Annotated in this window: 22 protein-coding genes and 1 tRNA gene; 13 read left to right on the top strand and 10 right to left on the bottom strand. The window is 46.5% G+C overall.

The annotated features are described in order from the left end of the window. Positions 1-89: 89 nt before the first annotated feature. Together QUA57_RS08145 and QUA57_RS08140 are read right to left on the bottom strand one after the other, a co-directional pair. Positions 90-323, bottom strand: coding sequence for a hypothetical protein (locus QUA57_RS08145; protein ID WP_333060229.1), 234 nt, complete (start codon positions 321-323; stop codon positions 90-92). A gap of 108 nt (positions 324-431) precedes the next feature. Continuing rightward, complete coding sequence (locus QUA57_RS08140; protein WP_333060228.1) at positions 432-821, bottom strand: AbrB family transcriptional regulator; 390 nt, start codon at positions 819-821, stop codon at positions 432-434. Positions 822-1,086: 265 nt separating this feature from the next. Here QUA57_RS08140 and QUA57_RS08135 point away from each other — a divergent pair, with 265 nt between their 5' ends. The 4 genes from QUA57_RS08135 (at position 1,087) to pyrR (ending at position 3,950) form a co-directional block, all read left to right on the top strand. Continuing rightward, positions 1,087-1,530, top strand: coding sequence for an Rrf2 family transcriptional regulator (locus tag QUA57_RS08135; protein ID WP_333041193.1), 444 nt, complete (start codon positions 1,087-1,089; stop codon positions 1,528-1,530). 37 nt (positions 1,531-1,567) lie between these two features. Next, positions 1,568-1,969, top strand: coding sequence for a GFA family protein (locus QUA57_RS08130; RefSeq protein WP_333041192.1), 402 nt, complete (start codon positions 1,568-1,570; stop codon positions 1,967-1,969). 108 nt (positions 1,970-2,077) lie between these two features. After that, positions 2,078-3,157, top strand: coding sequence for an adenosylcobinamide-phosphate synthase CbiB (gene cbiB, locus QUA57_RS08125; RefSeq protein WP_333060276.1), 1,080 nt, complete (start codon positions 2,078-2,080; stop codon positions 3,155-3,157). Positions 3,158-3,416: 259 nt separating this feature from the next. Beyond that, positions 3,417-3,950 (top strand): bifunctional pyr operon transcriptional regulator/uracil phosphoribosyltransferase PyrR, encoded by a 534-nt coding sequence (pyrR, locus tag QUA57_RS08120; RefSeq protein WP_333060227.1) that lies wholly within the window; start codon positions 3,417-3,419, stop codon positions 3,948-3,950. A gap of 284 nt (positions 3,951-4,234) precedes the next feature. Here the strand turns inward: pyrR and QUA57_RS08115 are convergent. Further along, positions 4,235-4,307: transfer RNA gene (locus QUA57_RS08115), tRNA-Ile, on the bottom strand. 188 nt (positions 4,308-4,495) lie between these two features. On the opposite strand from QUA57_RS08115, the gene QUA57_RS08110 reads away from it, so the two are divergent. Together QUA57_RS08110 and QUA57_RS08105 are read left to right on the top strand one after the other, a co-directional pair. Further along, the gene (locus tag QUA57_RS08110; RefSeq protein WP_333060226.1) at positions 4,496-5,185 is read left to right on the top strand and encodes a hypothetical protein; all 690 of its coding nucleotides are present in this window, start codon (positions 4,496-4,498) and stop codon (positions 5,183-5,185) included. Between the two features lie 116 nt (positions 5,186-5,301). Further along, positions 5,302-6,732: a hemolysin family protein gene (locus tag QUA57_RS08105; protein WP_333251034.1), complete on the top strand. Its 1,431-nt coding sequence runs from the start codon at positions 5,302-5,304 to the stop codon at positions 6,730-6,732. 140 nt (positions 6,733-6,872) lie between these two features. On the opposite strand, the gene queC is transcribed toward QUA57_RS08105, so the two are convergent. Both queC and QUA57_RS08095 read right to left on the bottom strand, forming a co-directional pair. Next, on the bottom strand, positions 6,873-7,547 hold the full coding sequence (queC, locus tag QUA57_RS08100) for a 7-cyano-7-deazaguanine synthase QueC (RefSeq protein ID WP_333060224.1): 675 nt from the start codon (positions 7,545-7,547) through the stop codon (positions 6,873-6,875). A 366-nt stretch (positions 7,548-7,913) separates the two neighbouring features. Beyond that, a complete protein-coding gene (locus QUA57_RS08095) occupies positions 7,914-9,248 on the bottom strand; it encodes a cytosine deaminase (RefSeq protein WP_333060223.1) in 1,335 nt (444 codons plus the stop codon). 412 nt (positions 9,249-9,660) lie between these two features. Here QUA57_RS08095 and QUA57_RS08090 point away from each other — a divergent pair, with 412 nt between their 5' ends. The 3 genes from QUA57_RS08090 (at position 9,661) to QUA57_RS08080 (ending at position 13,324) form a co-directional block, all read left to right on the top strand. Next, positions 9,661-10,908: a GTP cyclohydrolase II gene (locus QUA57_RS08090; protein ID WP_333060222.1), complete on the top strand. Its 1,248-nt coding sequence runs from the start codon at positions 9,661-9,663 to the stop codon at positions 10,906-10,908. A gap of 89 nt (positions 10,909-10,997) precedes the next feature. Next, entirely contained in the window at positions 10,998-12,080 is a 1,083-nt protein-coding gene (locus tag QUA57_RS08085) for an adenylate/guanylate cyclase domain-containing protein (protein WP_333060221.1), read from the top strand. Continuing rightward, positions 12,077-13,324: a URC4/urg3 family protein gene (locus QUA57_RS08080; RefSeq protein WP_333060220.1), complete on the top strand. Its 1,248-nt coding sequence runs from the start codon at positions 12,077-12,079 to the stop codon at positions 13,322-13,324. The genes QUA57_RS08085 and QUA57_RS08080 overlap by 4 nt, the downstream gene beginning before the upstream one ends. Positions 13,325-13,563: 239 nt before the next feature. Here QUA57_RS08080 and QUA57_RS08075 read toward each other — a convergent pair whose 3' ends face one another. Next, positions 13,564-14,136: a DUF4360 domain-containing protein gene (locus tag QUA57_RS08075; RefSeq protein WP_333060219.1), complete on the bottom strand. Its 573-nt coding sequence runs from the start codon at positions 14,134-14,136 to the stop codon at positions 13,564-13,566. 609 nt (positions 14,137-14,745) lie between these two features. Between QUA57_RS08075 and upp the strand changes: the two genes are divergently transcribed. Both upp and QUA57_RS08065 read left to right on the top strand, forming a co-directional pair. Beyond that, on the top strand, positions 14,746-15,381 hold the full coding sequence (gene upp / locus QUA57_RS08070; RefSeq protein WP_333060218.1) for a uracil phosphoribosyltransferase: 636 nt from the start codon (positions 14,746-14,748) through the stop codon (positions 15,379-15,381). A gap of 319 nt (positions 15,382-15,700) precedes the next feature. Continuing rightward, positions 15,701-15,847 (top strand): hypothetical protein, encoded by a 147-nt coding sequence (locus tag QUA57_RS08065; RefSeq protein ID WP_332946242.1) that lies wholly within the window; start codon positions 15,701-15,703, stop codon positions 15,845-15,847. A 304-nt stretch (positions 15,848-16,151) separates the two neighbouring features. Here the strand turns inward: QUA57_RS08065 and QUA57_RS08060 are convergent, their stop codons facing one another. Together QUA57_RS08060 and QUA57_RS08055 are read right to left on the bottom strand one after the other, a co-directional pair. Further along, positions 16,152-18,074 (bottom strand): hypothetical protein, encoded by a 1,923-nt coding sequence (locus QUA57_RS08060; RefSeq protein ID WP_333060217.1) that lies wholly within the window; start codon positions 18,072-18,074, stop codon positions 16,152-16,154. Between the two features lie 34 nt (positions 18,075-18,108). Next, a complete protein-coding gene (locus tag QUA57_RS08055) occupies positions 18,109-19,452 on the bottom strand; it encodes a glycosyltransferase family 4 protein (protein WP_333060216.1) in 1,344 nt (447 codons plus the stop codon). Between the two features lie 76 nt (positions 19,453-19,528). On the opposite strand from QUA57_RS08055, the gene QUA57_RS08050 reads away from it, so the two are divergent. Then, positions 19,529-19,999 carry a tetratricopeptide repeat protein gene (locus QUA57_RS08050; RefSeq protein ID WP_333060215.1) on the top strand — a complete coding sequence of 157 codons (471 nt, stop codon included), beginning with the start codon at positions 19,529-19,531 and terminating at the stop codon, positions 19,997-19,999. A gap of 186 nt (positions 20,000-20,185) precedes the next feature. Further along, a complete protein-coding gene (locus QUA57_RS08045) occupies positions 20,186-21,142 on the top strand; it encodes a glycosyltransferase (protein ID WP_333060275.1) in 957 nt (318 codons plus the stop codon). 230 nt (positions 21,143-21,372) lie between these two features. On the opposite strand, the gene QUA57_RS08040 is transcribed toward QUA57_RS08045, so the two are convergent. Then, positions 21,373-21,909 (bottom strand): DinB family protein, encoded by a 537-nt coding sequence (locus QUA57_RS08040; RefSeq protein WP_333251030.1) that lies wholly within the window; start codon positions 21,907-21,909, stop codon positions 21,373-21,375. A 23-nt stretch (positions 21,910-21,932) separates the two neighbouring features. Beyond that, positions 21,933-22,223, bottom strand: a complete 291-nt coding sequence (locus tag QUA57_RS08035; protein WP_333060213.1) for an antibiotic biosynthesis monooxygenase — start codon at positions 22,221-22,223, stop codon at positions 21,933-21,935. Positions 22,224-22,253 lie beyond the last annotated feature (30 nt).

Below are 22,253 nucleotides of genomic sequence, written 5' to 3'. Positions count from 1 at the left end.
TTTGCTGAGAATACCTCTGCAATTTTCTTGCTTTGGTGGGTTTCCTAGCTCAATCAAACCTAATTCTTCCTTCAAACCTCTTCGGTTCATCAATTACATCCGTTAAATCCCGTACACAATTGGTTGCAGAACATCCATCCATTACATCCATTACATCCGTTAAATCCCGTACACAATCGGCTGCCGAACTTCTGTTTAACAGCTACGCGGAAAATCCCCCGCTTGTCCACACGGATATAGCGAGGGGCGAGAATAGGTATTCTCGGAAAATATAAAGTAGTGGCAGTGGCTTTTGTCCAGCCATTGCCATCTATAGAAGCCATACTGTTTGAGGCTCACAGAAAGATTTCAGAGCCAATTCTCTGCTTGCAGTCAACGCTTGAAGTCAAACCAACCTGTTCAAGCAAGAAGTCAAAGCAAGTCGTAAAGGCCTAGGCTACTTCTTCTTCTCGATCAATTTGGCGCAGGTGAATGTGCTTGCGTCCCAGAGAGATTTCAAATTCATCTCCTGGCTGGAGTTCCATCTGTTTGGTGTAGGCAGCTCCAATCAGTAAGTTGCCGTTAGATTGAACGCTAATCCGATAGCTGGCAGAGCGTCCGCCGCGTCCATTGCCGTTTTGCTTCCCGTCTAGCTGAATGCCTTCTGCATCAATCAGCGCATTCAGGAATTTCATCATGTTGACCCGTTCTACGCCGTTCTTGGTAACGGTGTAGTAGCCACAGGCTCTAGCTTTTTCTTCCTTGGTAAGGTTCTCTAGGTCTTTGACCTTTTTGATCAGATCTTCGCCTTCAAGGGGTTCGATATTTTTCTTTTTAGCCATTTACTGAGTCCTGAAATATTCAACTGGTGTACGGATTTTTTCTCGGTTGGTTTTTGGTTTGACCAAGAAACTTTAGCTTTATAGCTGGTCGTAAAACCATATTACACCGATCGGCTCAATTGTTAACCACTATTATCTAAATATTTTTAATAACCTGCAGTCTTTCTTGAGGAGTAGCTGCAGCCGGTGCGAGCAATCTCTAAACTCGGTAGCATAAGCTATCAGCTATCAGCTAGCTAAATATTTGCCCCGCTCTTAAAATCCCATGAAGTTAACCACACGCGGACACTACAGTGTCAAAGCATTACTGGATCTAAGTTTGCAACCTCGCTATGGCCCGACATCGGTGAAATCGATAGCGAAGCGACAGGAGTTACCTGCTCCGTATCTAGAAAAATTGCTGATTGAAATGCGACGAGCCGGTTTAGTCCAATCTGTTCGGGGTTCCCAAGGAGGATATCAATTAGCCCGCATGCCCGCTCAAATCTCTTTAGGACAAATCTTAGAGGCTGTAGGTGAAACTATTGAACCTTTACCTCGACATTTCCCCGACGCGACGCAAGCAGAGGACTGGGTAACATTCAGTTTGTGGAACCGATTGCACAAAAAACTTGCCGAAGCGCTGTACAGTATTTCCCTCGAAGACTTATACTATGATGTCCGCAGTTGGCAAGCGGCTCTTGGGGAAGAAACTAGCTTTATCATTTAAATGGTAAGTTCATTCATTCGATCGCCAGCAATCACACATGGACGCAACACTTGTTACTTACTTTGGCGGCTGTCACTGCGGAGCTGTCCGCTTCCGTGTCGCCGTTGACAAACACGAAGCATCAGATTGCAACTGCTCTATCTGCAAAAAGAAGGGATTTTTGCACCTCATTGTGCCGCCGGAACGTTTTACCTTGCTCAGTGGCCAAGATGTTTTGACCACCTATACATTTAATACAGGAACTGCTCAACATACTTTCTGCGGAATTTGCGGCATTCACTCGTTCTATCGCCCCCGATCGCATCCCGATCAATTCGATGTCAACGTCCGCTGTCTTGACGACGATGCCATCAAACACTTTGAGATTCTACCCTTTGACGGTGTTAATTGGGAGGAGAACGTACACTTGCTGCGCGACGAAAGTAATCTCAGCAGTTAAAATTGCTGCTAAAAAATTAAAGTCCCCAAAGGTAGCAGCAGTTAAAACCTGCGCTACCCGGACGATCGCTCCTGGTCGGACGGACTATCAAGTTTGACAAAATATATAATGATGCCGGATGAATTTCCTGTTTTGATTTTAGCTGCGGTGTTGGATTATTTGATCGGCGATCCTTGGGGTTGGCCACATCCCGTGCAGGCGATGGGTTGGGCGATCGACCGCTATACTCGACTTGTCTTTAATATATGGAATAATCCCGCAGGCAAAATGCCTGAAGCAGAGGACCGTCCCGCTGGCGACCGGCACAAACTGCTGCTACGATGTGCTGGTACAATACTAGCGATCGGGCTGATTGTAGGCAGTTATACTGTCAGTTGGTCGATCGCCCAAGCTGCTAATTGGGTGCATCCTCTTTTAGGTATTGCCATACAGACCATTTTGCTGGCAAGCTGTTTTGCAGGCCGCAGTTTGAGGGCGGCTGCGGAGGATGTGCTAGCACCTTTAAATGTTGGAGATTTAGTCAAGGCGCGAGAAAGGTTGAGCCTTTACGTGGGCCGGGATACCGAAAACTTATCCGAGCCAGAAATTCTGCGAGCATTGTTAGAAACTGTAACAGAGAATGCAGTCGATGGCGTGACAGCACCGCTATTTTATGCCTTACTTGGGTTCGCTCTGCCGCATCTATTATTAAGTGTTACCGCTGCCCCGATCGAGCCTAACTCGATGTGGGCGAGTGCTATAGTCCCCTTGGCGATCGCTTACAAAGCAGCCAGCACATTAGATTCTACGATCGGCTACAAAGAAGCGCCATACACAGATTTAGGATGGTTTAGCGCCAAACTAGAAGACGTGCTGACGTGGATTCCTTGCCGGCTAACAGTGATTACTTTAGCCGTTATATCTGGCAAACCGATTTACATTTGGCAGATTTGTCAGAGAGATGCTGTTAAAGATGCCAGTCCCAATTCCGGTTGGAGCGAGTGCGTTTACGCCGCCATCTTGGGAGTGCAACTAGGAGGTACTAATTCCTATCGCGGAGTTCTCAAACACAAACCGCTGTTAGGTGAGCCGGTTCACCCTATCACAGCGCCGCTAATTTGCCAAGCATTGCGATTAACTCGGTATTGCTTTCTGATTTGGTTGGGACTATCATTGCTTTTTTATACCTTATTAGGTTTGAGCCGTTAACTGATGACCTCACCCGAACACTCCAGGAGACATAAATAACGTATTTCTGTCATTGTTCGCCTTCGGCTAAGCAATCGCAGCATCTGCTTTTCATCCGTTCGGGGTAAGTCCTGCAGAAGACACAGATTAGCCACCGACAGCAGCAAAAAAAGTTTTGACCTTTGTTCAAACCCTCAGATTCATCTGTCAAGTCCATCTACAATCTAAAATCTCAAATTGTTCGATATGCCAACAGCCAACAATTAGCTCGCAGCAACCCATGACTAAAATTATCGAAATTTTATCCCCTGATGAAGTGAGGCGCACTCTCACCCGCGTCGCTTCCCAGATTGTTGAAAAATCAGGGAACCCCTCGGAGTTAGTGCTGTTGGGCATTCATAGTAGAGGAGTGCCTTTAGCTCAAATTTTGGCAGATCAAATTGAAGTCCTCGAACAAGTCAAAGTATCCGTGGGCGCTTTAGATATTACCTTTTACCGAGATGACTTGGATCGAGTTGCGATGCGGACACCGGCTAAAACAGAAATTCCTTTCGATTTGACGGGCAAAACCGTGGTGTTGGTAGATGACGTTATATATAAAGGCAGAACGACTCGAGCCGCTTTGAATGCGGTAAACGATTACGGGCGGCCGGAGAAAATTTGGTTGGCGGTATTAGTCGATCGCGGCCACCGAGAAGTACCGATTCAGCCGGATTTTACGGGTAAAAAGTTGCCGACTGCAAAGGAAGAACAAGTTAAGGTTTACGTTCAAGAACTCGACGGGCGCGACGGAGTGGAGTTAATTAAGGGTTGATATCGTTGACCTTTGCATCGGAATAATAATTTTTGGAGTGCTGTACGATGTGCAGTGCGAGATCTTGAGATCGCCATCGATCTCACGAGCGAGTCGATCGACCAAATTTCTAGTTGGCGATCGCACTTGCGACCTCACAAATGAGGTTTCTTGGTATTTTTTTCGTTACTGCTGGCAAAATTTTTGTAGAAACCCGGTTTCTAGTCGCCCATCCGTCCAGGATTGGTATCTGGGAAGAAACCTGGTTTTTAGCAAGAGCGCGGAGCGTCGTGATTGATTTTAAATCGGCAGTGCAGGAGTTGAACCTGCCTGGGGCGAATTATGAGTTCGCTGCCTAAACCGCTCGGCCAACTGCCGTTAAATCGATTTCTTCGATCTAACTCAAAATGAATTATAACATAATTTCTCAGTCCGTGCTAGAACTAGAGAACAAAAATCAAAATCTTTAGATCTGCTGAGTCCCGATCGCCTGTTAGCCAATGTTAGGCAAGCCGATCGACCGGACAAAGCAGTTTCTAGGACTCGGCATAAACTTCTTATAGGCAATGGCAGTGAATTCGACGGTAGTGCTGACTCTTATTCTGCTGGCTCTGATGTTTGGAGCAGGCGTGACGAGTTCTGTTTGGGGATTTACTATAGGTCGCGAAGCCTTGCAAGGAACGACTCAACCCGATGTTCGTCCCAGCAACAATGCTGGCAGCGGCAAGCCTGGAAAGACGGCTAGCAAAGACCAAGTGAGCATTTTGAAAGAAAAAGACATTCTCACAACCGTCAAAGCACGGGTAGAAGGTCGCGATCCAGAAAAAACGGCTCAAGCAAATACTAAAACAGAGAAGGCAAGCTCTAAACCAGCCGCGGCAAAAAAACCCGCTGCACAAAATGCCAGCGCCAAGTTTCCCCTGAACAGTCGCGACGGGGGAATAACCCTGGAAGTGAGCGCGGCCAGTCAGCGCAACAATTCCATGCTGCTAGACGTGAGCATGAAAAATGAAGGCTCGCAAGCTGTGAGGTTTCTCTACAGTTTCTTGAACGTTACTGACGATCGCGGTCGGGCCCTGAGCGCGACTGCCGAGGATTTGCCCTCGGAACTGCCCCCCAACGGGCAGGTGTATTACGGTACGGTGAGTATTCCCACAGCTTTGCTGGAAAATGCTAAAGAAGTTTCGCTGACGCTGACAGATTATCCAGGTCAAAAACTTCAGTTGCAAATATCTGGCATTCCAGTGGCGAAGTAAAATAAAAGAAGACCAAACCTGCAGACAGATTCTCAGGTTTGATCGAGAAAGTTTTTTTAGGGAGCATTGTGTCACTTTTAGGGGCGAGAGTGCAGGAGATATCTGATTTACCCGCGATGAGTTCGACAGAGGTGCTGTCGCGGTTGCTGTCAGTGCTGTTGCTGATTGCGATTAATGCTTTTTTTGTGGCGGCTGAGTTTTCGATGGTGACGGTACGCCGATCGCGCATCAATCAGTTAGTGGAAGCTGGCGACGTTGCAGCTTTAACTGTGCAATCTTTGCAGCAAAGTATCGAGCGATTGCTCTCGACAATGCAGTTGGGAATCACTCTTTCTAGTTTAGCTCTCGGCTGGATTGGGGAAAGTACGATCGCCGTGCTAGTCCGAATGTCGCTCGGCTATTTGCCGCTGCCAATTTACATCAAGTCGGCGATCGCCCATTCTTTTAGCATACCAATAGTAACTTTTTTGTTGCTAGCTTACCTGCAAATCGTACTCGGCGAACTCTTTCCCAAATCTGTAGCGTTGCTGTATTCCGAACAGCTAGCCAGAACTTTAGGGCCTCCGAGTTTATTGATTGCCCGTTTGTTCAATCCCTTTGTGTCGTTTCTCAATCAATCCACTCGATCGCTCTTGCGGTTTGCGGGGATCGAATACGATCTAAGGCATCGCCCGGTTACTCCCGAAGAACTGCAATTAATTATAGCTACTTCCAGCGAATCCAGCGGCTTGGAAGCAGAAAAGCGAGAATTGCTCAACAACGTGTTTGAATTTGGCGAAGTTTGGGTAGAAGAAGTAATGGTGCCGAGGCCTAGCATTGTCGCACTTCCCAAGACAGCCACCTTTCAAACTTTGCTCGACGAAATGGCGATTTCTCACCATTCCCGCTATCCCGTGACGGGAGATTCTTTAGACGACATTATTGGGATTATTGGCTTCAAACAACTTGCAAAACCCCTAGCTGAAGGTTTGCTATCTCCCGACACGCCAATTTTACCTTGGATGGATTCGGTGAGGTTTGTGCCGGAGATGATGCTCCTGGGGGAACTGCTGCCTTTGATGCAGAGTTCGTCGGAAGAAATTGCGATCGTAGTCGATGAATTTGGTGGCATTTCCGGGTTAGTGACACTGAGGGATTTGATAGCCGAAATTATCGGTCGCAGCTACGAGTCACCCGACAGCAAAGAAATTGCTTTGCAAGTATTGGACGATCGCACTTATTTAGTGCAAGCGCAGTTAAATTTAGATGATGTGAATCAAATATTGAATTTGGATTTGCCAGTAACGGACGAATATCAGACAATCGGAGGTTTTTTGAGCTATCAGTTGCAAAGAATGCCGGCTGTGGGAGAAGTTTGGCGCGGTGAAAATGTGGAACTTACGGTTGTTTCTGTGTCCGGGCCGCGGTTGGATCAACTTCAAATTCACTTGTTGGAAGACGCTGCGGGCGATCGAGCTTTAGATGAAATTGCAGCAGCCGATGGGGAAATTGTGGGGAAAGGGCGAAAGAATAGCGGGTTGAGTAGTGTGGCAAAATTGTCTCATTAAGATTTTGATGAAAAGGGCGATCGAAATAGCGCAATTTTTTATACCAAATCTGAGTTAGCAACCCCGTTTATTCTTTAGTCTCTTAGAGAGGGACGAGAGTTTATGGAGGAACGCTTTCAACCGCCGAGTCGGAATACTGTTTAAGCATAAGGCACCGGATCTTTCAGCCCCAATTCCTCAAAAGCCACCAGCCGCAACCGACAAGAATCGCAAACGCCGCAGGCTTTTTCCCCGCCTGCGTAGCAAGACCAAGTTTGCTCCCAAGGTACTCCTAATTGGTTGCCTAATTGAATAATTTCTGTCTTTTTAAGTTCGATCAGAGGTGTGATAATATTAATAGCATTTCCTTCTCTGCCCTGCTTTGTTCCTAACCGAAATACTTCCTGCATGGCTTGGATGTAATCGAGGCGGCAGTCGGGATAGCCGGAATAATCTAAAGCGTTGACACCGATGTAAATGCGGTCGGCTTCTAGAGTTTCTGCGTAGGCGAGGGCAAAGCTGAGAAAGATCGTATTTCTAGCAGGAACGTAGGTAATTGGGATGTTTTGGGACATTTCTGCAAGATTGCGATCGATCGGCAATTCCATCTCATTATCCGTCAAAGCCGAACCGCCCCACAGTGTTAAGTCAAAGTTTACTATCTGATGTGCCTTAACGCCTGCAGCAAGTGCGATCGCCCTTGCTGATTCCAACTCCCGCCGATGTCTTTGCTTGTAGTCAAAGGAAATAGCGTAACACTCGCAGCCGTCGGCTTTGGCTTGATACAAAACTGTTGAGGAATCCAGCCCTCCCGACAATAAAATAACTGCTTTCACTTAAAACATCCTCAATAAAATTAGCTTTTATATTTATATCAAATTAGTCGCAAGTTGACAAGATAGCAATGCTAAATGCTTGGTGAAAGATATTTTTTTGAACGAACCGCGAAGATGCGAAGTACGCGAATGAAGAAAAGAGAAGGGACGTTTGTTGATAATTTATAGTGCCTGTTTAACTGGTTCCTAGGCTCTGCCCGGGAACCGAGATTTAGAGGCTCTACCTCGCATTACGCCCAGGAAAATTGGAGGCAGAGCCTCCAGATATACGTTACCAGGCAGAGCCTAGTAACGAGTAGAAAGAAAATTCATCTTTTGTGGAACAGGCATCTTGTCTGTTCTTGAGATTGATGCAAAATGTCAGATTTAAGTTGCTAATAAATCATCGAGTTCGCGGTAATCGGGCAAAGTTGTATCAATTTTAATGCCCTGCCGCAAAACTGTGCGATAGCCTTGCGCTCTAGATAACAATTCGCTGAAATTCCGCGCCTTAAACAAAATCAAATCAGCAGGTAAACCCACTGCAATTCGTCCTAAATTCGGCAATCCCATTAAATCGGCTGGAGTCTTTGTAACTGCACAGGGCCAGTCTCCATAAGGCCTATCTAAATGAGCGATGCGGACTGCCATATTAAAAACTTCCAAAACATCATGGTCGCCAAAGCCGTAAAACGGATCGCGACAATTGTCGCTAGCAACTGCAACGGGAATTCCTGCTGCTTTGAGTTCGTGCAGCAGTGTCACTCCCCGCCAGCGCGGTGTATGCTGAGATTCTCGGTCTTGCAGGTAAAGGTTGCACATCGGCAAGCTGACAATGCCAATATTTGCTTCCTTGACTAATTCCAGAGTTCCTGTTACTAAATCTGACGGTTGTACGGCTAAACTACAGCAGTGTCCGCAGATTATTTGACCCCCAAATTCATGGCGGATGGCGGTTTTTGCGACTTCCCGCAATGTTACTGAATCTGGATCGTCGTTTTCGTCGGTGTGGAAGTCGAGGTTTAAATTTCGTTTTTTGGCTAAGGCAAAAACTCGATCGAGTTGTTTGTCTAAGTCGGGATTCATATAGGCGACGCCACCGAGAATGCCGCCAATTTGGGCAATGCGATCGGCTAATTTTTCGCCTGCGGGTGTCAGGTAATAGTCGAGGGAAACCAGGGAAACTGCTTGCAAGATCAGCCGATCGCCCCATTCGGCTTGCAGCGCTTCAAATACTTCTAAACTAACGGTTCCCTGTTCGCCCGCGCTGTCGATGTGAGTGCGGATGGCCTTGGTTCCGTGGGCGTAGCTGCACTTGAGGCCAAACTCCATTCGCCGATAAACATCCTCTGCATTCCAGTTTTTTTGGGCATCAGCGCATACCGCTTCGATCGCGCTGGCAAAAGTTCCATCGGGATTGGGCGATCGTTCCCAAATGTGACCTTTGTCTAAATGGGTGTGCATATCCACAAAACAAGGCCAGATTAAGCCGCCCTGCAAATCTATAACTGGGATATCTCCAGAGGAGGATACAAATTTTGTACCTGCTGGGATAATTTGGGCGATCGCCCCTGCTGCAATTTCCAAATCCACCAAACAAAAATTGTTCTCACTCCCCGTTGTCGCCACAGTAGAAGCTGAGGGCGCGATCGATTTCATCTCTAGAAGAGACGCGGGTACGCGACCATTTTTGAGCAAATAATTAGATGTACTTGGCAACATTAATTTTGTGAGTTAGTATTTTGTTGATAATTACTGGCTACCAGTTGTAACTATAACAACCCTTGCAGGAATTGTGAACATCTCTCTTTTCCTCTTTCTCTCTTTTCTAGATTCTCTACGCCCTCTGCGCCCTCTGCGGTTAGTTAAACAAATATCATGCAGAAAGAAAATATAAATGCTAGAGAAACTTGGATTAAATAGGTAGCTTTGCTGTTGGTACTCTCGCCCTAATCACTGAAGCACTTAGGCAAAATTTTTATATTTTCAGGACAGCGCGAAAATCAGCGTCACAAGTTTGGCTATGCCGGATAATTCCAGAGCCTGAATCCTTTTGCTATCATAAATCACTGCTTCAAATTGCAATTTCACTTTCAACTAACAGCACCATCCATAGCAAGAGCCAAAAACAACTGTGTCAAAACCCAAGCATATAGTTTTAACATCCCATCCCGACAGATCCGGCACAAAACCTCATCCCATTTACTGGGGAGAAATCGATCCGCTGAAACGGGGGCCTGTGATTGGTAGCCTCACCAAATCGTCTCACCGGAATGCGATCGGCACTCATTCGGGTTCCTACTCTGTTTATCGCGCGCTAGCAGTGGCTTCCGGGGCATTGCAAGCAGATCACCGCCCCGATTTTACCAACACCTCTCCGGCCGCACACATCGGGCCGCACCCGAGTTGGGGCGATCGCAATTTGATTGTTTCTCTCGATCCCTTTGGGGGTTTGGTCAGCGAAGTTTATACTTCATTTCTCCAGCAAGGATACGATATTCGACCGACAATTGCTGTCACTAAAGCTCACATTAATATGCCGGAATTGCAAGATGCTATCGCTAAGGGGCGAGTGCAAATTGATGGCAAAATAGTTAAAGCAGGTGGCAATTTAGCAGTAACTAAAATTGCGATCGACCCGGTTTGGTATTTGCCGGGAATTGCTCGGCGGATTGGGGCTCAAGAAAGCGTTCTCCGCCGTGTCCTGTTTGAGCAAACAGGCGGAATGTTCTCGGATTTAGTGACGCGGCCAGACTTACAGGTTTTCTTGCCGCCAATTGGCGGAACTACGGTTTATATTATTGGCGATGTCGCGAATATTTCTGACCCGGATAAGCAGTTGGCGGTACGTGTACATGATGAATGCAACGGTTCAGATGTCTTCAGTTCCGATATCTGCACTTGTCGCCCTTATTTGGTACACGGGATGGAAATTTGCATCCAAACGGCACAATCAGGCGGTTCTGGGGTAATAGTTTACTTCCGCAAGGAAGGGAGAGCGTTGGGGGAAGTGACTAAGTTTTTGGTGTACAATGCCAGAAAACGGCAGGAAGGCGGCGATCGCGCTGATGCCTATTTTACGCGCACTGAATGTGTTGCGGGAGTTCAAGATATGCGGTTTCAAGAACTAATGCCAGACGTGCTGCACTGGTTGGGGATCTCTCGAATTGACAGTTTAGTTTCTATGAGCGATATGAAATACAATGCGATTATCAATTCTGGCATTCAGGTAATCGATCGCATTCCCATTCCAGAAGATTGGATTCCTGCAGACGCACAAGTCGAAATTGTCGCCAAAAAAGCCGCCGGCTACTACACGCCAGACCCGGTGCCAGATGCTACAATTCTTGCAGAAGCGATCGGACGCGATTTAGGAGATTAAGAGGGCAAAGACGCGACCGATGGGATGCGAACAATCGCGTCTTTGCTAAATAAAATTTATTGCTGGTTTTTGATCAGTCAGGGTAGGTTATGGCTAATTTGCGTTCTAGTGTGATCGTAAAAACAGATATTTGCGGATATACCGCAAGAGTCAAAAAATTATCTCAGTCGGACTTGAGTAGTTTGTTAAACGAGCATAAAAATTTTGTTTCAGATATTAGCGCCAGAAATGAAGGCAGCGTAATTAAAGGGGAAGGCGATTCATTTTGGATAATTTTCCCCAGCGTCACAGCAGCGGCAGTAGCAGCCATAGAAATGCAGCAAGAATTGAGAGCGCAACAATCTAGCAAGGCGAACGACGAACGATTGGCTATTCGCGTGTCGATTACATTAGGAGATGTCTTGCATCAAGATAAAGATATCTTTGGCGATACTGTGAATTTAACAGCGCGCATAGAATCAGTAACTCCGCCGGATGAAATATATTTGTCCCAAGCAGCATGGTTGGCGCTCAACAAAGCAGAAGTGCAAACGTCTTTTGTCAACGAGTTTTCTTTGAAAGGGATGAGCGAACCGGAAAAAGTATACAAAGTTGACCAAAGTTATAAAACGCGAATCATCAAGAATCAAGCAATAATTAAAGCAGATTTAAGAGGCTTTATTGCTTATCAAGAATCTAATTCTATCAAAGATGTTGAATATTTGCTCACCAACTTTGATACTTTTGAAAAAACAATTTGCGAAGAATACGGCGGCACAATTCGGAGTATTGTTGGGGATTCGCATTTGTTGACTTTCCCGGAAGCTCACTCAGCCTTAGCGGCAATGGAAAGTCTGTGTGAGAATTGGAAACTTTTTATTAACGCCAATCAAATACCTTGCGGCTTGTCGGTGGGAGTTGCTAAGGGAAATCTATATATATTTAGGTCTTGTACTTACGGAAAAGATATTCACATAGCCGACAGGCTGGAAGATTTAAGTAAAATAGTATCTCCGGGAAAAGAAAAAAACTCGGTGATAGTTTCCGAACACATAAAACGCGAAGTCAGCGGGTCGAAGTGGGAATATAAGCTGATCAAAATCGATAAAAATGCGATTTTAGATAATCTTTTAGATTACAGTCAGTTTGACTTTTTTCAAGAAAACGATGTTTACCGCTGTTTGGTTGTATGAAGTTGCACAATATTGAACTTGAGACAGTAGAATATCTGAGAACGCCGGCTGCTATTCGCCAAAAGTGCGATCGGCTTTTTGATTTAGCCCGCCTAGACAAACTCCGCTACTTCCGCGTCGATTTATCCCAACTTGACAACGCAGCAAATTATGTAATTGCCACAACCGGCCAACAGTATCCCGATTTTAACATTCCCTTTCACAGTCGCTGGCGACATTTTGAAGCTGGCAACCTGCCGCGACTCGCCGAATTGGATGCAGCTTTAGCAGAATTTGCACCGGTGGAAAAAGCTAAGATCAAATTTGATTTAGCAATTGTCAGCGTTTTGATCGATGCCGGTGCTGGTGCCGATTGGCAGTATTGCGAACCTGAAACCGGACAGGTTTACCGCCGTTCTGAAGGGTTAGCAATAGCCAGCTTGCGGATGTTTTGTCAAGGTGTTTTTTCCAGCAATCCCGATTTTCCTTTGCAAGCTGATTCTCGCGGACTTTCTCAATTAAAACTCGAAACCTTAGCTGCGGGATTTCAGGTAAGTCGAGACAATCCGCTAGTTGGTTTAACAGGCCGATTAGAATTATTGCAGCGTTTGGGGAAGGTGATTTGCCAACATCCATTATTATTTGGTAGCGCCAACCCGCGTCCCGGCAATTTGGCAAAATACTTGCTCGACAGTAGGGTTTCTGGAGTCAACACTGTGAAGGCTGCTGAAGTATTGAGCGCTGTTTTGACAGGTTTTGGGGAAATTTGGCCGGGAAGATATGCAATTGGTGGCGTTAATTTAGGCGATGTTTGGCGGCATCCGGCTTTAACAGGAGAAAATTTGGGAGATGAATTCGTGCCGTTTCACAAACTATCGCAGTGGTTGACTTATTCGCTGTTGGAACCGCTGCAAGAACTTGGTTTAGAAGTCGCCGGATTGGATGAGTTAACGGGATTGCCGGAGTACCGCAACGGCGGTTTGTGTTTGGATATCGGGCTGCTGCGGGCAAAAGATTCGGCTATTTTTGAGCAGAGTTACTTGCCTGGTTCGGAAGTTATAGTGGAATGGCGATCGCTGACTGTGAATCTTTTAGATAAAATTGCCGCAGCTATTCGGGAAAAGCTGCATTTGAGTGCGACAGACTTGCCGCTGGTGAAGATTTTGCAAGGAGGAACTTGGGCGGCGGGGCGGAAAATTGCGGGCGAATTGAGGGCTGGTGGAGGGCCGCCAATTCAGATTGAAAGTGACGGCACTGTGTTTTAGAAGGAAGAAGGAAGAAGGAAGAAGGAAGAGGGAAGAGGGAAGAAGGAAGAGGGAAGTTCGGCAACGAATTCTATAACGGATGTAACGGATGTCAGGAAGAAGGAAAAGGGAAGAGGGAAGAAGGAAGAGGGAAGAAGCAAGAAGGAAGAGGGAAAATTATTCCCTCTTCCAACTTAAAACTCAAAATTCAAAATTCAAACCTGAAAACTATACCTCACACTACACTCCCAACAAGCTGCTTAGCGGCAAGTGCGATATTTGACGTGATAAACTAAACCGCGATGAGCCAAATCGAAGGAGTCAACGGTGGCCATGCCGGCACCGCGGGCTGTCATTGCAGCATTTACTCTCATATTTACACTGTCACCGCAGCGAGACCAAACATTAGCTACAGTGGCTAAGCTATCTCGAACATTGTAGTTAGTTTCGCCGCTAAGATTCCGATTAAAAACTGGGCCGCGCGCTCCAGCGAAAAAGTATTCTGCTCGCAGGTTGCCTGTGGTTTTAGGAGCAACGTAGCCGCGGTAATCAGCATCGTAGATAGAAATTTGGTAGCCTTGGGGTACTTTGATGGGAATGCTCAGATTGCAGCTTTTCCGGCTTTCTGTTGAGACATTTCCCAGGGCTGCAAACTTATCAAATAGGATGGTGAGTTCTTGACCATCGGGGCTGACGCTGACGCTGGCGGAGCGATCGGGGCAACCGCTACCACCGTAGCTTGCACCTAAAATTTGAACGGCAGGAGTAGCCAAGGCCGGGCTGATAGAAGCAGTCATTAATGCGGTAGCTAGCAATAGTTTTACAAACTTCATGGATGTTCTCCTTAATAAGTTCAGTTGTGTGTTAGGAGCACCCTAAAAAAATGGAACTGAATTTCGGTAATGCGTTTTAAAGTTGGATATAACCGCCTTCATGTTGAAAGATGAAAAGCCAGTCAAGCCAAGCTTATGACCTCATGGGCAGTTCCTATTCAGGTTTTTTCGATTAGTGAATTAATCGAAAAAATAGGTTTTCTGTTGATACTTCTTAAGATTCATATCTGTTGGTAAAAGTTCCGGAAGATTTCGGGGCGAAACTCCGGATCAGTGTTAATCGGCTTGGATGGAGCGCGAGACACCGAAACCAGTGGGGAGGCTTTTGCGCCCGGATCTGCGTTCTTAGGAAGAGTGCGGGAAGGAGAGGAAACGAGAGAATGACATATTTGTGTATTTTCCAACCTCGCATACTTAGTGTCGCCCTGGGCGGATGAAAGGCAAGTGTAGAAGCAATTTTATTCGCGCGGTATTCGTGTTTTCAATAGGGGTTTGATATAAGTATTTCTGGACGCATGGGCGCTAGAAACCGGTTTTTTTTTCGCGTCAATAGTGGGTTACGGACTGATAAGTTAGAATAAAGCTAAAGCAGATTAATGGTTTAAAAAAATGAGTGCTAAAGTTACTGTCATTGAGCATCCTTTGATACAGCACAAGTTGACTCTCATGCGACAAACTCAAACGAGCACGGCGAAATTTCGCCAATTGCTGAAAGAGATTGGAATGCTGCTAGCCTATGAAGTGACGCGAGATTTGCCGCTAAAATACGAACTAATAGAAACGCCGATCGCCAAAATGAATGCACCGGTGCTGGCTGCAGAAAAGAAAATTGTTATTATTTCGATTATGCGTGCCGGTCAGGGACTGTTAGATAGTATTTTAGAACTGATTCCGTCTGCGAGGGTAGGACATATTGGTTTGTACCGCGATCCGACAACTCGGATGGCGATCGAATATTATTTCAAAGTTCCCCAGGATATCGAACAGCGAGATGTTTTAATTGTCGATCCGATGTTGGCTACTGGTAATTCAGCAGTGGCGGCAGTGGATAGGCTTAAAGAAGTTAATCCGAAGTCTATTAAGTTCTTGTGCTTGCTGGCGGCGCCGGAGGGACTTAAGCACTTTCACGAACAACACCCTGACGTGCAGATTTATACGGCGGCAGTTGACGAGTGTTTGGACGAACACGGCTATATTGTACCCGGACTGGGAGATGCGGGCGATCGGCTTTACGGCACTCTGTGAATTCAATAAAAGGATTTTGGGCTGTATATGCCAATACATTCATTAAAAAATAAGTTTACTAACATAAGTAGTGGTTTGATAGTGCCATACAATGTGAATTGTAAGATTTTAATGTCAGGAAAAGCCTATATAGAGCAAGGGTTGTAGGAGTTTCTTACATTAAATTCGTAAATTGCATTATCTAGATGTATTTACTGCATCTTATGGGTAAAATCTCTGCCTTTAGTGTAATTAATTGCAGGGATTACTTCATAAGATAGATGTATGATGCTAACCGTTTGCGATCGACTACTAACATTTTTTGACGAGGGAAAAAACAATGGAGACTACAGCACAGAAAGAAGCCCCAACTCAGCCTGTTGAGGAAGTGAAAATTCAGAATATCAACAGTTTGGAGTTTGAGCTTTGGGCTAAAGCAGTGAAACGCCAGATGATTGCAGCACTCTCTAAAAAGGGCGCGATTTGAGAGCTCTGGGTTTTTCGCGTGCAACTTGTGTTAATTTAATTAACAAAATTTTTGTCTGCATTGTTGTCCAATAGCGATAAGTGGGGAGGGGAGGAGTTGTGAGATTGCGCCTCTTTCGGAGTTGCGGGAGGGGGAGAAGAAAGCATTTTCCTTATTCCTAGTTTTGGACGCACGGGTGCAAGGAAACCGGGTTTTTTTACGAAAATACTTCTGTTGCAATCGGCAGAAACGGTAAAAAACCCCGGTTTCTTTGTGTCAAGAGTGCCTCCGGGACTGTTCTATCTGCCGAATGCTTTCTGGCAGATTACGATCGCTTGTCAACCGCCGCCAGCAAGCGCAGACTTCCGTCTTGAACCTGCACTGCTTTCACCGTTCCCACAGCAACTCTTTGTTGACCGTTAGCCATCGCTACCTCAATCTTAATCTTGGGGTCAGCCAGTAATCCCAGCCGCCCCCAGAGCCACTTAACTTGAGTAGCAGGAAAAGAGCGCACTTCTACATCTGAAAAAGGCGAATTAACCCAGCGGCTACCGTCGTAAAAACTCGCTACTTGCACCTGATACCAAACTTGTTCTCCGGCCAATTTTAACTCGTTGTTCGGTTCGGGTTCCAGCCACTCAGCGGGATTGACACTGCTAATTAAAGTAGCAGAACCCATAATTTGACTTTTGTGGGCTTCTAAACTTTCAGCCTGAGAAACTGCTTCCTGAAGTTTGTTGACCAAATTCCGAATTCGACTTCTTGTTTCGCTGTCAGTATCTGATTGCTGGTCTAGCCAATTCATCGCCTCGCGAGTTCCGTCTTGAGAAGCTACAATCAGAGCACCCCAAGCCTTGACATCGGCGTCAGCGGCATTTACTCTCAAGGCGGCGTCTATGCGGTTCCAGATCCGCCCGCTGTCATTTTTGAGGGTTGTGGCTATTTCGTTACTGTTGCTCGGATCGGCTTCAAATACTTGCAAAGCTTCGGCCCAGCGGCCGTCGATCAATTCTGCCAGAACTTGTTGACCGGGACTGGCCCAAGATGCGATCGCCTGAGCCCGAGTAATTTTAGCGTGAAATTCGATCGTTTCTAGCTGAGCTTGGGCGACAGCAGGCCAATTTTTGCCCGCTTTCCCCTTCGCCAAACGCATGACATTTAATGCTGGAGACCACAGCCCGCTTTTCGCCAGTCGCAGCCCATTTTGGTAAGTCTCGTCATTGAAAGCAATTTCTTCTAAAGAAATCGCCGTTAACTGAACGGGGTTCGGCAAAAATTTGCGCGGGCCAATTTGATAAAGGGTAAATTGCGGCTCTAAACCAACTGTTTGGTCGATCGCCAACTGGGGGTTTTCCCCCTTAACAATTTGCTGCCAATTCGGCGGTTGTCCGGCCGCACTCGCCCACTCCAACAGCGGCATTAAATGATTTTGGCTGGGGTTGTAGCGAACGACTTGTCCGTAGGGAATTTTCCTGTCGCCCCGCTTTAGTTGACCGCTGACATTAAACCAAATGCCCGAGGCGGGGGGCTTGCCGTCAAAGCGGCGCAGTTCTGTTAGGGGTAGGGACTGATTCGAGGCTTGATTGTCAGATGTAGAGTCAGCTAAAGAAGCAATCACAAAAGATTCCGCCGGGCCCTCTACGTTCACAGAACTTGCTAACTGAAAATACTGCTCTTTATCGGAACTGCGATCGGGCAACTGTACTCGCTTGTACACCCGAAGTTCGAGAATTTGGCGGCAAGGATTTGTACAAACCGTAGAAGCCTTAACAGTTCTTTCTACCATCACCGGCAATAGCAAATCGGAAATAGAATTATCGCGGGATTGATCGACGGGAAGCGGCAGGGGTTCTCCGGTTACGAAGCCCAATTTGCGGACGCTGGCTTTGATTTGATCGAGAGTTTGGATCGAATTTCTGCTACCTGTAGGCAGGCGCGACCATTCCGGCACAAACTGAGAGATCAACCTGTTGCCATTGGGATCGACAATTAGCTGATAACTCAGCCAAGCGCCGCCTCCCATCAAAGCTGCACAGCCAGCCAAGACGCTGAGGGCTGTCAAATTAGCTACCAGTCTTTTCCAGGGATATCTCGCCCGAGTTCGGGGAGTATGTATTGGAAGCTGGGACTCTTGAAGATTTTTGGGGCGTCGGGTTTGGCGACGGCGTCTTGTCGGAGGAGGAGCAACTTTTCGATTTTCTGGGGGTAAGGCTCGATTTTTTGAGGGGTTAATTTTGTGTTCCATCATGCCATTTTAGAATTTAGATTTTAGAATTTAGAGTTTAAAATTGCAATAGCCGATCGTACTGCCGACCTATGATATCCCAAGTGTATTGGCTTTCCACGAGCGATCGCGCGCTGACAGAAAGATCCTGTCTTAGCTGCTGATTTTCAAACAAACTGGTAATCGCCTCAACATACTCGTGAACTTTGTTCGCCCGCAAGGCCCTTCTCGGTTGTGGGCCGCCATCGACGCCTAAACCCTCCAAACCTCGATCGCTAGCAACCACGGGGATTCCCGCCGCCATCGCCTCCAAAGTTTTATTTTTAATCCCAAAACCTATCCGCATCGGCACCACACAAACAGCAGCTTGATGCAAATATTCTGCCACCCTTTGCACCCGACCTACTACTTGAATTCCGGGGAGTTTCCCCAAGGCGAGCACTTCCGGGACTGGCGAAGCCCCGACTAGGGTGAGGGTAGCATCGGGATACCGCTGCTGCAAAGGCGGCAGTATTTGCAAACTGAGAAACCGCGCCGCGTCAATATTGGGCAAATTGTTCATTGCGCCTGCAAAAATTAAGGTGTGTCCTCCCGGATCGATCGACCGGTACGGAAATTGGGTTAAATCTACGCCGTTAGGAATTACATCTATGGAAGGTACCAAAAAATCTTGTTTTCCTCGCACCTGAACCGGAGGCAACAGTAATTCTAAGAGTTGCTCTCTGTCTGTGGATGTTGTCGCAACAATGCGGGAGAATTTGGAACAGTAGCGTTTTTCGTAGCGGGCGAGTAGCGGTAAATTCAGTCGATCGCGCAGGGGTTTTTCCGACGTGCCGGTTGCTAACATTTCCCTGCAAGTTCCCCAAACGGAACTGTGAATGTTTGCCACTGTCAGCAGTTTTTGCCGCCATTCTGGACGCACGTAAATCTCATTAACGCTGTGCTCGCAGGTGACAGCATCGCATTTGCCTGCTGTTACCAATTCGTCTGCCCAATTCTGCATTGCTTGGGAGTAGCTTGAGAGTACGTTGGGAGGTGTACCCGACTGCAAAAATCGACAAAATCTTTGGAATTTTCCTATTATTTTAGAGAACCCCCCCTCAGTCCCCCCCTTATTAAGGGGGGGAGGCAAAAAATCCCGATCGGCTTCTGGATCGAGTCTTAGCCCCCCCTTGACAAGGGGGGGTTGGGGGGGTGCTTGCGGGTTGGGAAAAACTGCTAATTCTGTGACTTGCTGGCGCAATGTGTCGATTTGTGCATCGGTGACATCGGGCGATCGTACAGTGCCGAGAATTACCTCATGCCGCTGGCTCAAGTATTGTAATAAATTAAACGTCCTCACCTGAGTTCCTCCGCGGCTTGGCGGATAGGGAAAAGTCGAGGAAAGCATCAAAATCTTCATGGGATGTGGAATAAATAAAGTTGCCGCTTGCGCGATAAAATTGATTGATAAAATCTTTTTAACAATCTTCGCACCTATGGACGAATTATCTGTTAAGGCGCTGCTCGAAGACTTGAAAAAGTCCGACGAAAGCGTGCGCGATCGGGCAACTACAGAACTCTGGCGCACTTGGTTTAACCAGAAGGGTGACTATGGGATGCAAATTCTCAGGCGATCGCAAGTTTCGCTGGATGCAGGCGATGTTCACCACGCTTTGGATTTGCTGACGAAACTGATTGCGGAAGCGCCGGATTTTGCTGAAGCTTGGAACCGGCGCGCCGTACTTCACTATACCCAAGGAAATTATAAAAAGTCGATCGACGACTGCCAAATCGTCCTCAAACTGAACCCGGTGCATTTTGGGGCGCTGCACGGTCTAGGTTTGTGCTACGCTGCCTTGGGAGAATACATACATGCTATTCAAGCTTTTCGTCGCGCTTTGGAAATTCAGCCTTTTGCTTTGGTGAATCAAAAGTTAATTCTCGAATGTACGGCTCGTTTGACTTAAAATTAACTGTGGAGTGAAGGAAGAAGGAAGTTCGGCAACGAGCAATGTACGGGATGTAACGGATGTAACCGATGTCAGGAAGAAGGAAGAAGGAAGAAAATTTAGGAAGAAGGAAGAAGGAAGAAAATCAATGGTTTCAGGATTTTTTTGCAATCTTAAATCTCAAATCTCAAATTGCCTAAGTTAGTGCCGAAAATTAGCGTTTGCATTCCTACTTGCAATCGAGTGCATCTACTGGCTTGTGCGATCGCCAGCGTGCTAGATCAAACTTATACAGATTTTGAATTAATTATCTGTGATGACGGTTCCACTGACAGCACTCCACTGTTGATGTCGGAATTTGTCGATCGCGGGATTCGCTACATTCGCCACCCGCAGAATATTGGCAAGAGTAATAATATGCGATCGGGCTTTGCCGCAGCAAAGGGTGAGTATTTTATCAAGTTTGACGATGACGATCGCCTGAGCGCGCAATTTCTAGAGCGGACATCTGCTATTTTAGATAAAGACCCCAGCATCGATTTTGTCAGTACCGATCACTGGGTGATTGACATTAACAATTATATTGACGAAAACCAGACGAAACTCAATTCCCAGCGGTGGGGCCGCACCGAGTTGTCGGCTGGAATTATTGAAGATTTGCTCTCCACAGTTTTTCTGAGACAGAGTTTGCAAATAGGGGCAACTTTGTTTCGCCGCCGCGCCCTGGAAGAAGTAGGATTTCTGCGGCCGAATTTGCAAAATTGCGAAGATAACGATTTGTTTGTAAGACTTGCGATTGCGGGCAAAAAATGCTATTACTTGCCGGAGCTGTTGATGGAGTATCGAGTTCATGCAGGACAGCAAGGAGTCGATCGGGCAATTCCGTATTTAAGCGATAAATTGTGCTATTTGATCGGCTACGAGTTTGAGTCGGAGAAGTTGGAAACAGTCAGGCTCAAAAGGATTGCCGAAACTCAATTAGCGCTAGGTTTGCGACTGATTGAGGTGGGTGAAACTGCAAAAGGGCGCCTGATGGTGCGGGCAGGAAAGTCGGTTTCTGAGGCGAAAATGTGGGCGGGTTTGGGATTGTCGTTGCTGCCCGTCGAGTTGCGTCCAAAAGCCTTTGAGTTTGTGCGAGAGTTGATGAAACGGGAGTTGTGAAGGCGGAGGATTTCCACAGCTTACCGGGCGCTTAAAACCGCGTCTATACACACAAAACCGCCAAGGCAAGGGTTGAATAGTCGGCGGTGAAAATGACGTTTATACAGACAAAACCCACCGACACAGGTTTGAATTCTTGATTTTCTTCTGTCAGCGCAGGCGGACGAGAGGCAAGTGTAGACGAGGTTTTAACCGCAGAGTTTTCTGGCGTGTCGGTTTACAACCAGAAATTATCCGATTGATATAGCGGGTAGCCACGGAATATCTGTAACGCCTGGGTCGTAGCCAAGTTGTTTCAGTAGGGTGGTAATTTGCCCTCTATGGTGAGTTTGATGATTGAACATATGTGTCACCAAAACCCAAGTCGGTAGCACGCGGCATTTACCATCTACATTGCTTGTGTACTCAAACGGTTGACTCAACCACTCAGAATTAAGGTGTCTAGACCATTCTATAATTTGCCGATCCGTTGTCTCCCGTTCTCCTCTCAAAACCTCAAAGTCAGCATACAGTTCTTGACCGATAACGGTACCAGAAAATGGGTTAAGAGTGAAACGACCCATCCATGCTTTGTCACCATACAGTAAGTGATTCAAAGTGCCATGAATCGACTTAAAAAAGGCACCCATATCCTGTTTGCGCTGTTCATCAGGAATAGCCGAGCAGACCGAATATAGATTTTGATTCATCCAGCAATTGTACTCAGCCATTAGCTGGTAGTAGCTACCGTCGTACATACTCAAAATATAATCACATAGTTTGAACAACTTACATTATACAAATAGGTATTTCACAATACTCCTGACTCTAATTGGTCTAGATAAATAAACTCAGGAGCTTTAACTCCGGCTTCTTCTCTAATTTTAACCAGTCTAGGCGACTCAAAAAACGCCCTAGCATCTGCGATTGATGTCCACGCGGAGAAATGAACAATTTTGTTCGGATCGTTGTCATACTTCAAGAGCTGATAGGAGCGCTCGCCAGCTTCTTTTCGGATGCTTTCAGCACGATCGAATACCTGTTTCCAAGCTTCATAATTTTCTACTTCATGAATAATTAATACATATTGCATAGCAGTCATATTCTCTGATAATTTCAAAACTTCAAGGGT

The organism is Microcoleus sp. Pol7_B2 (assembly GCF_036701035.1).
Classification (GTDB): Bacteria; Cyanobacteriota; Cyanobacteriia; order Cyanobacteriales; family Microcoleaceae; genus Microcoleus.
This window is presented reverse-complemented; position numbering and strand designations above follow the sequence as displayed.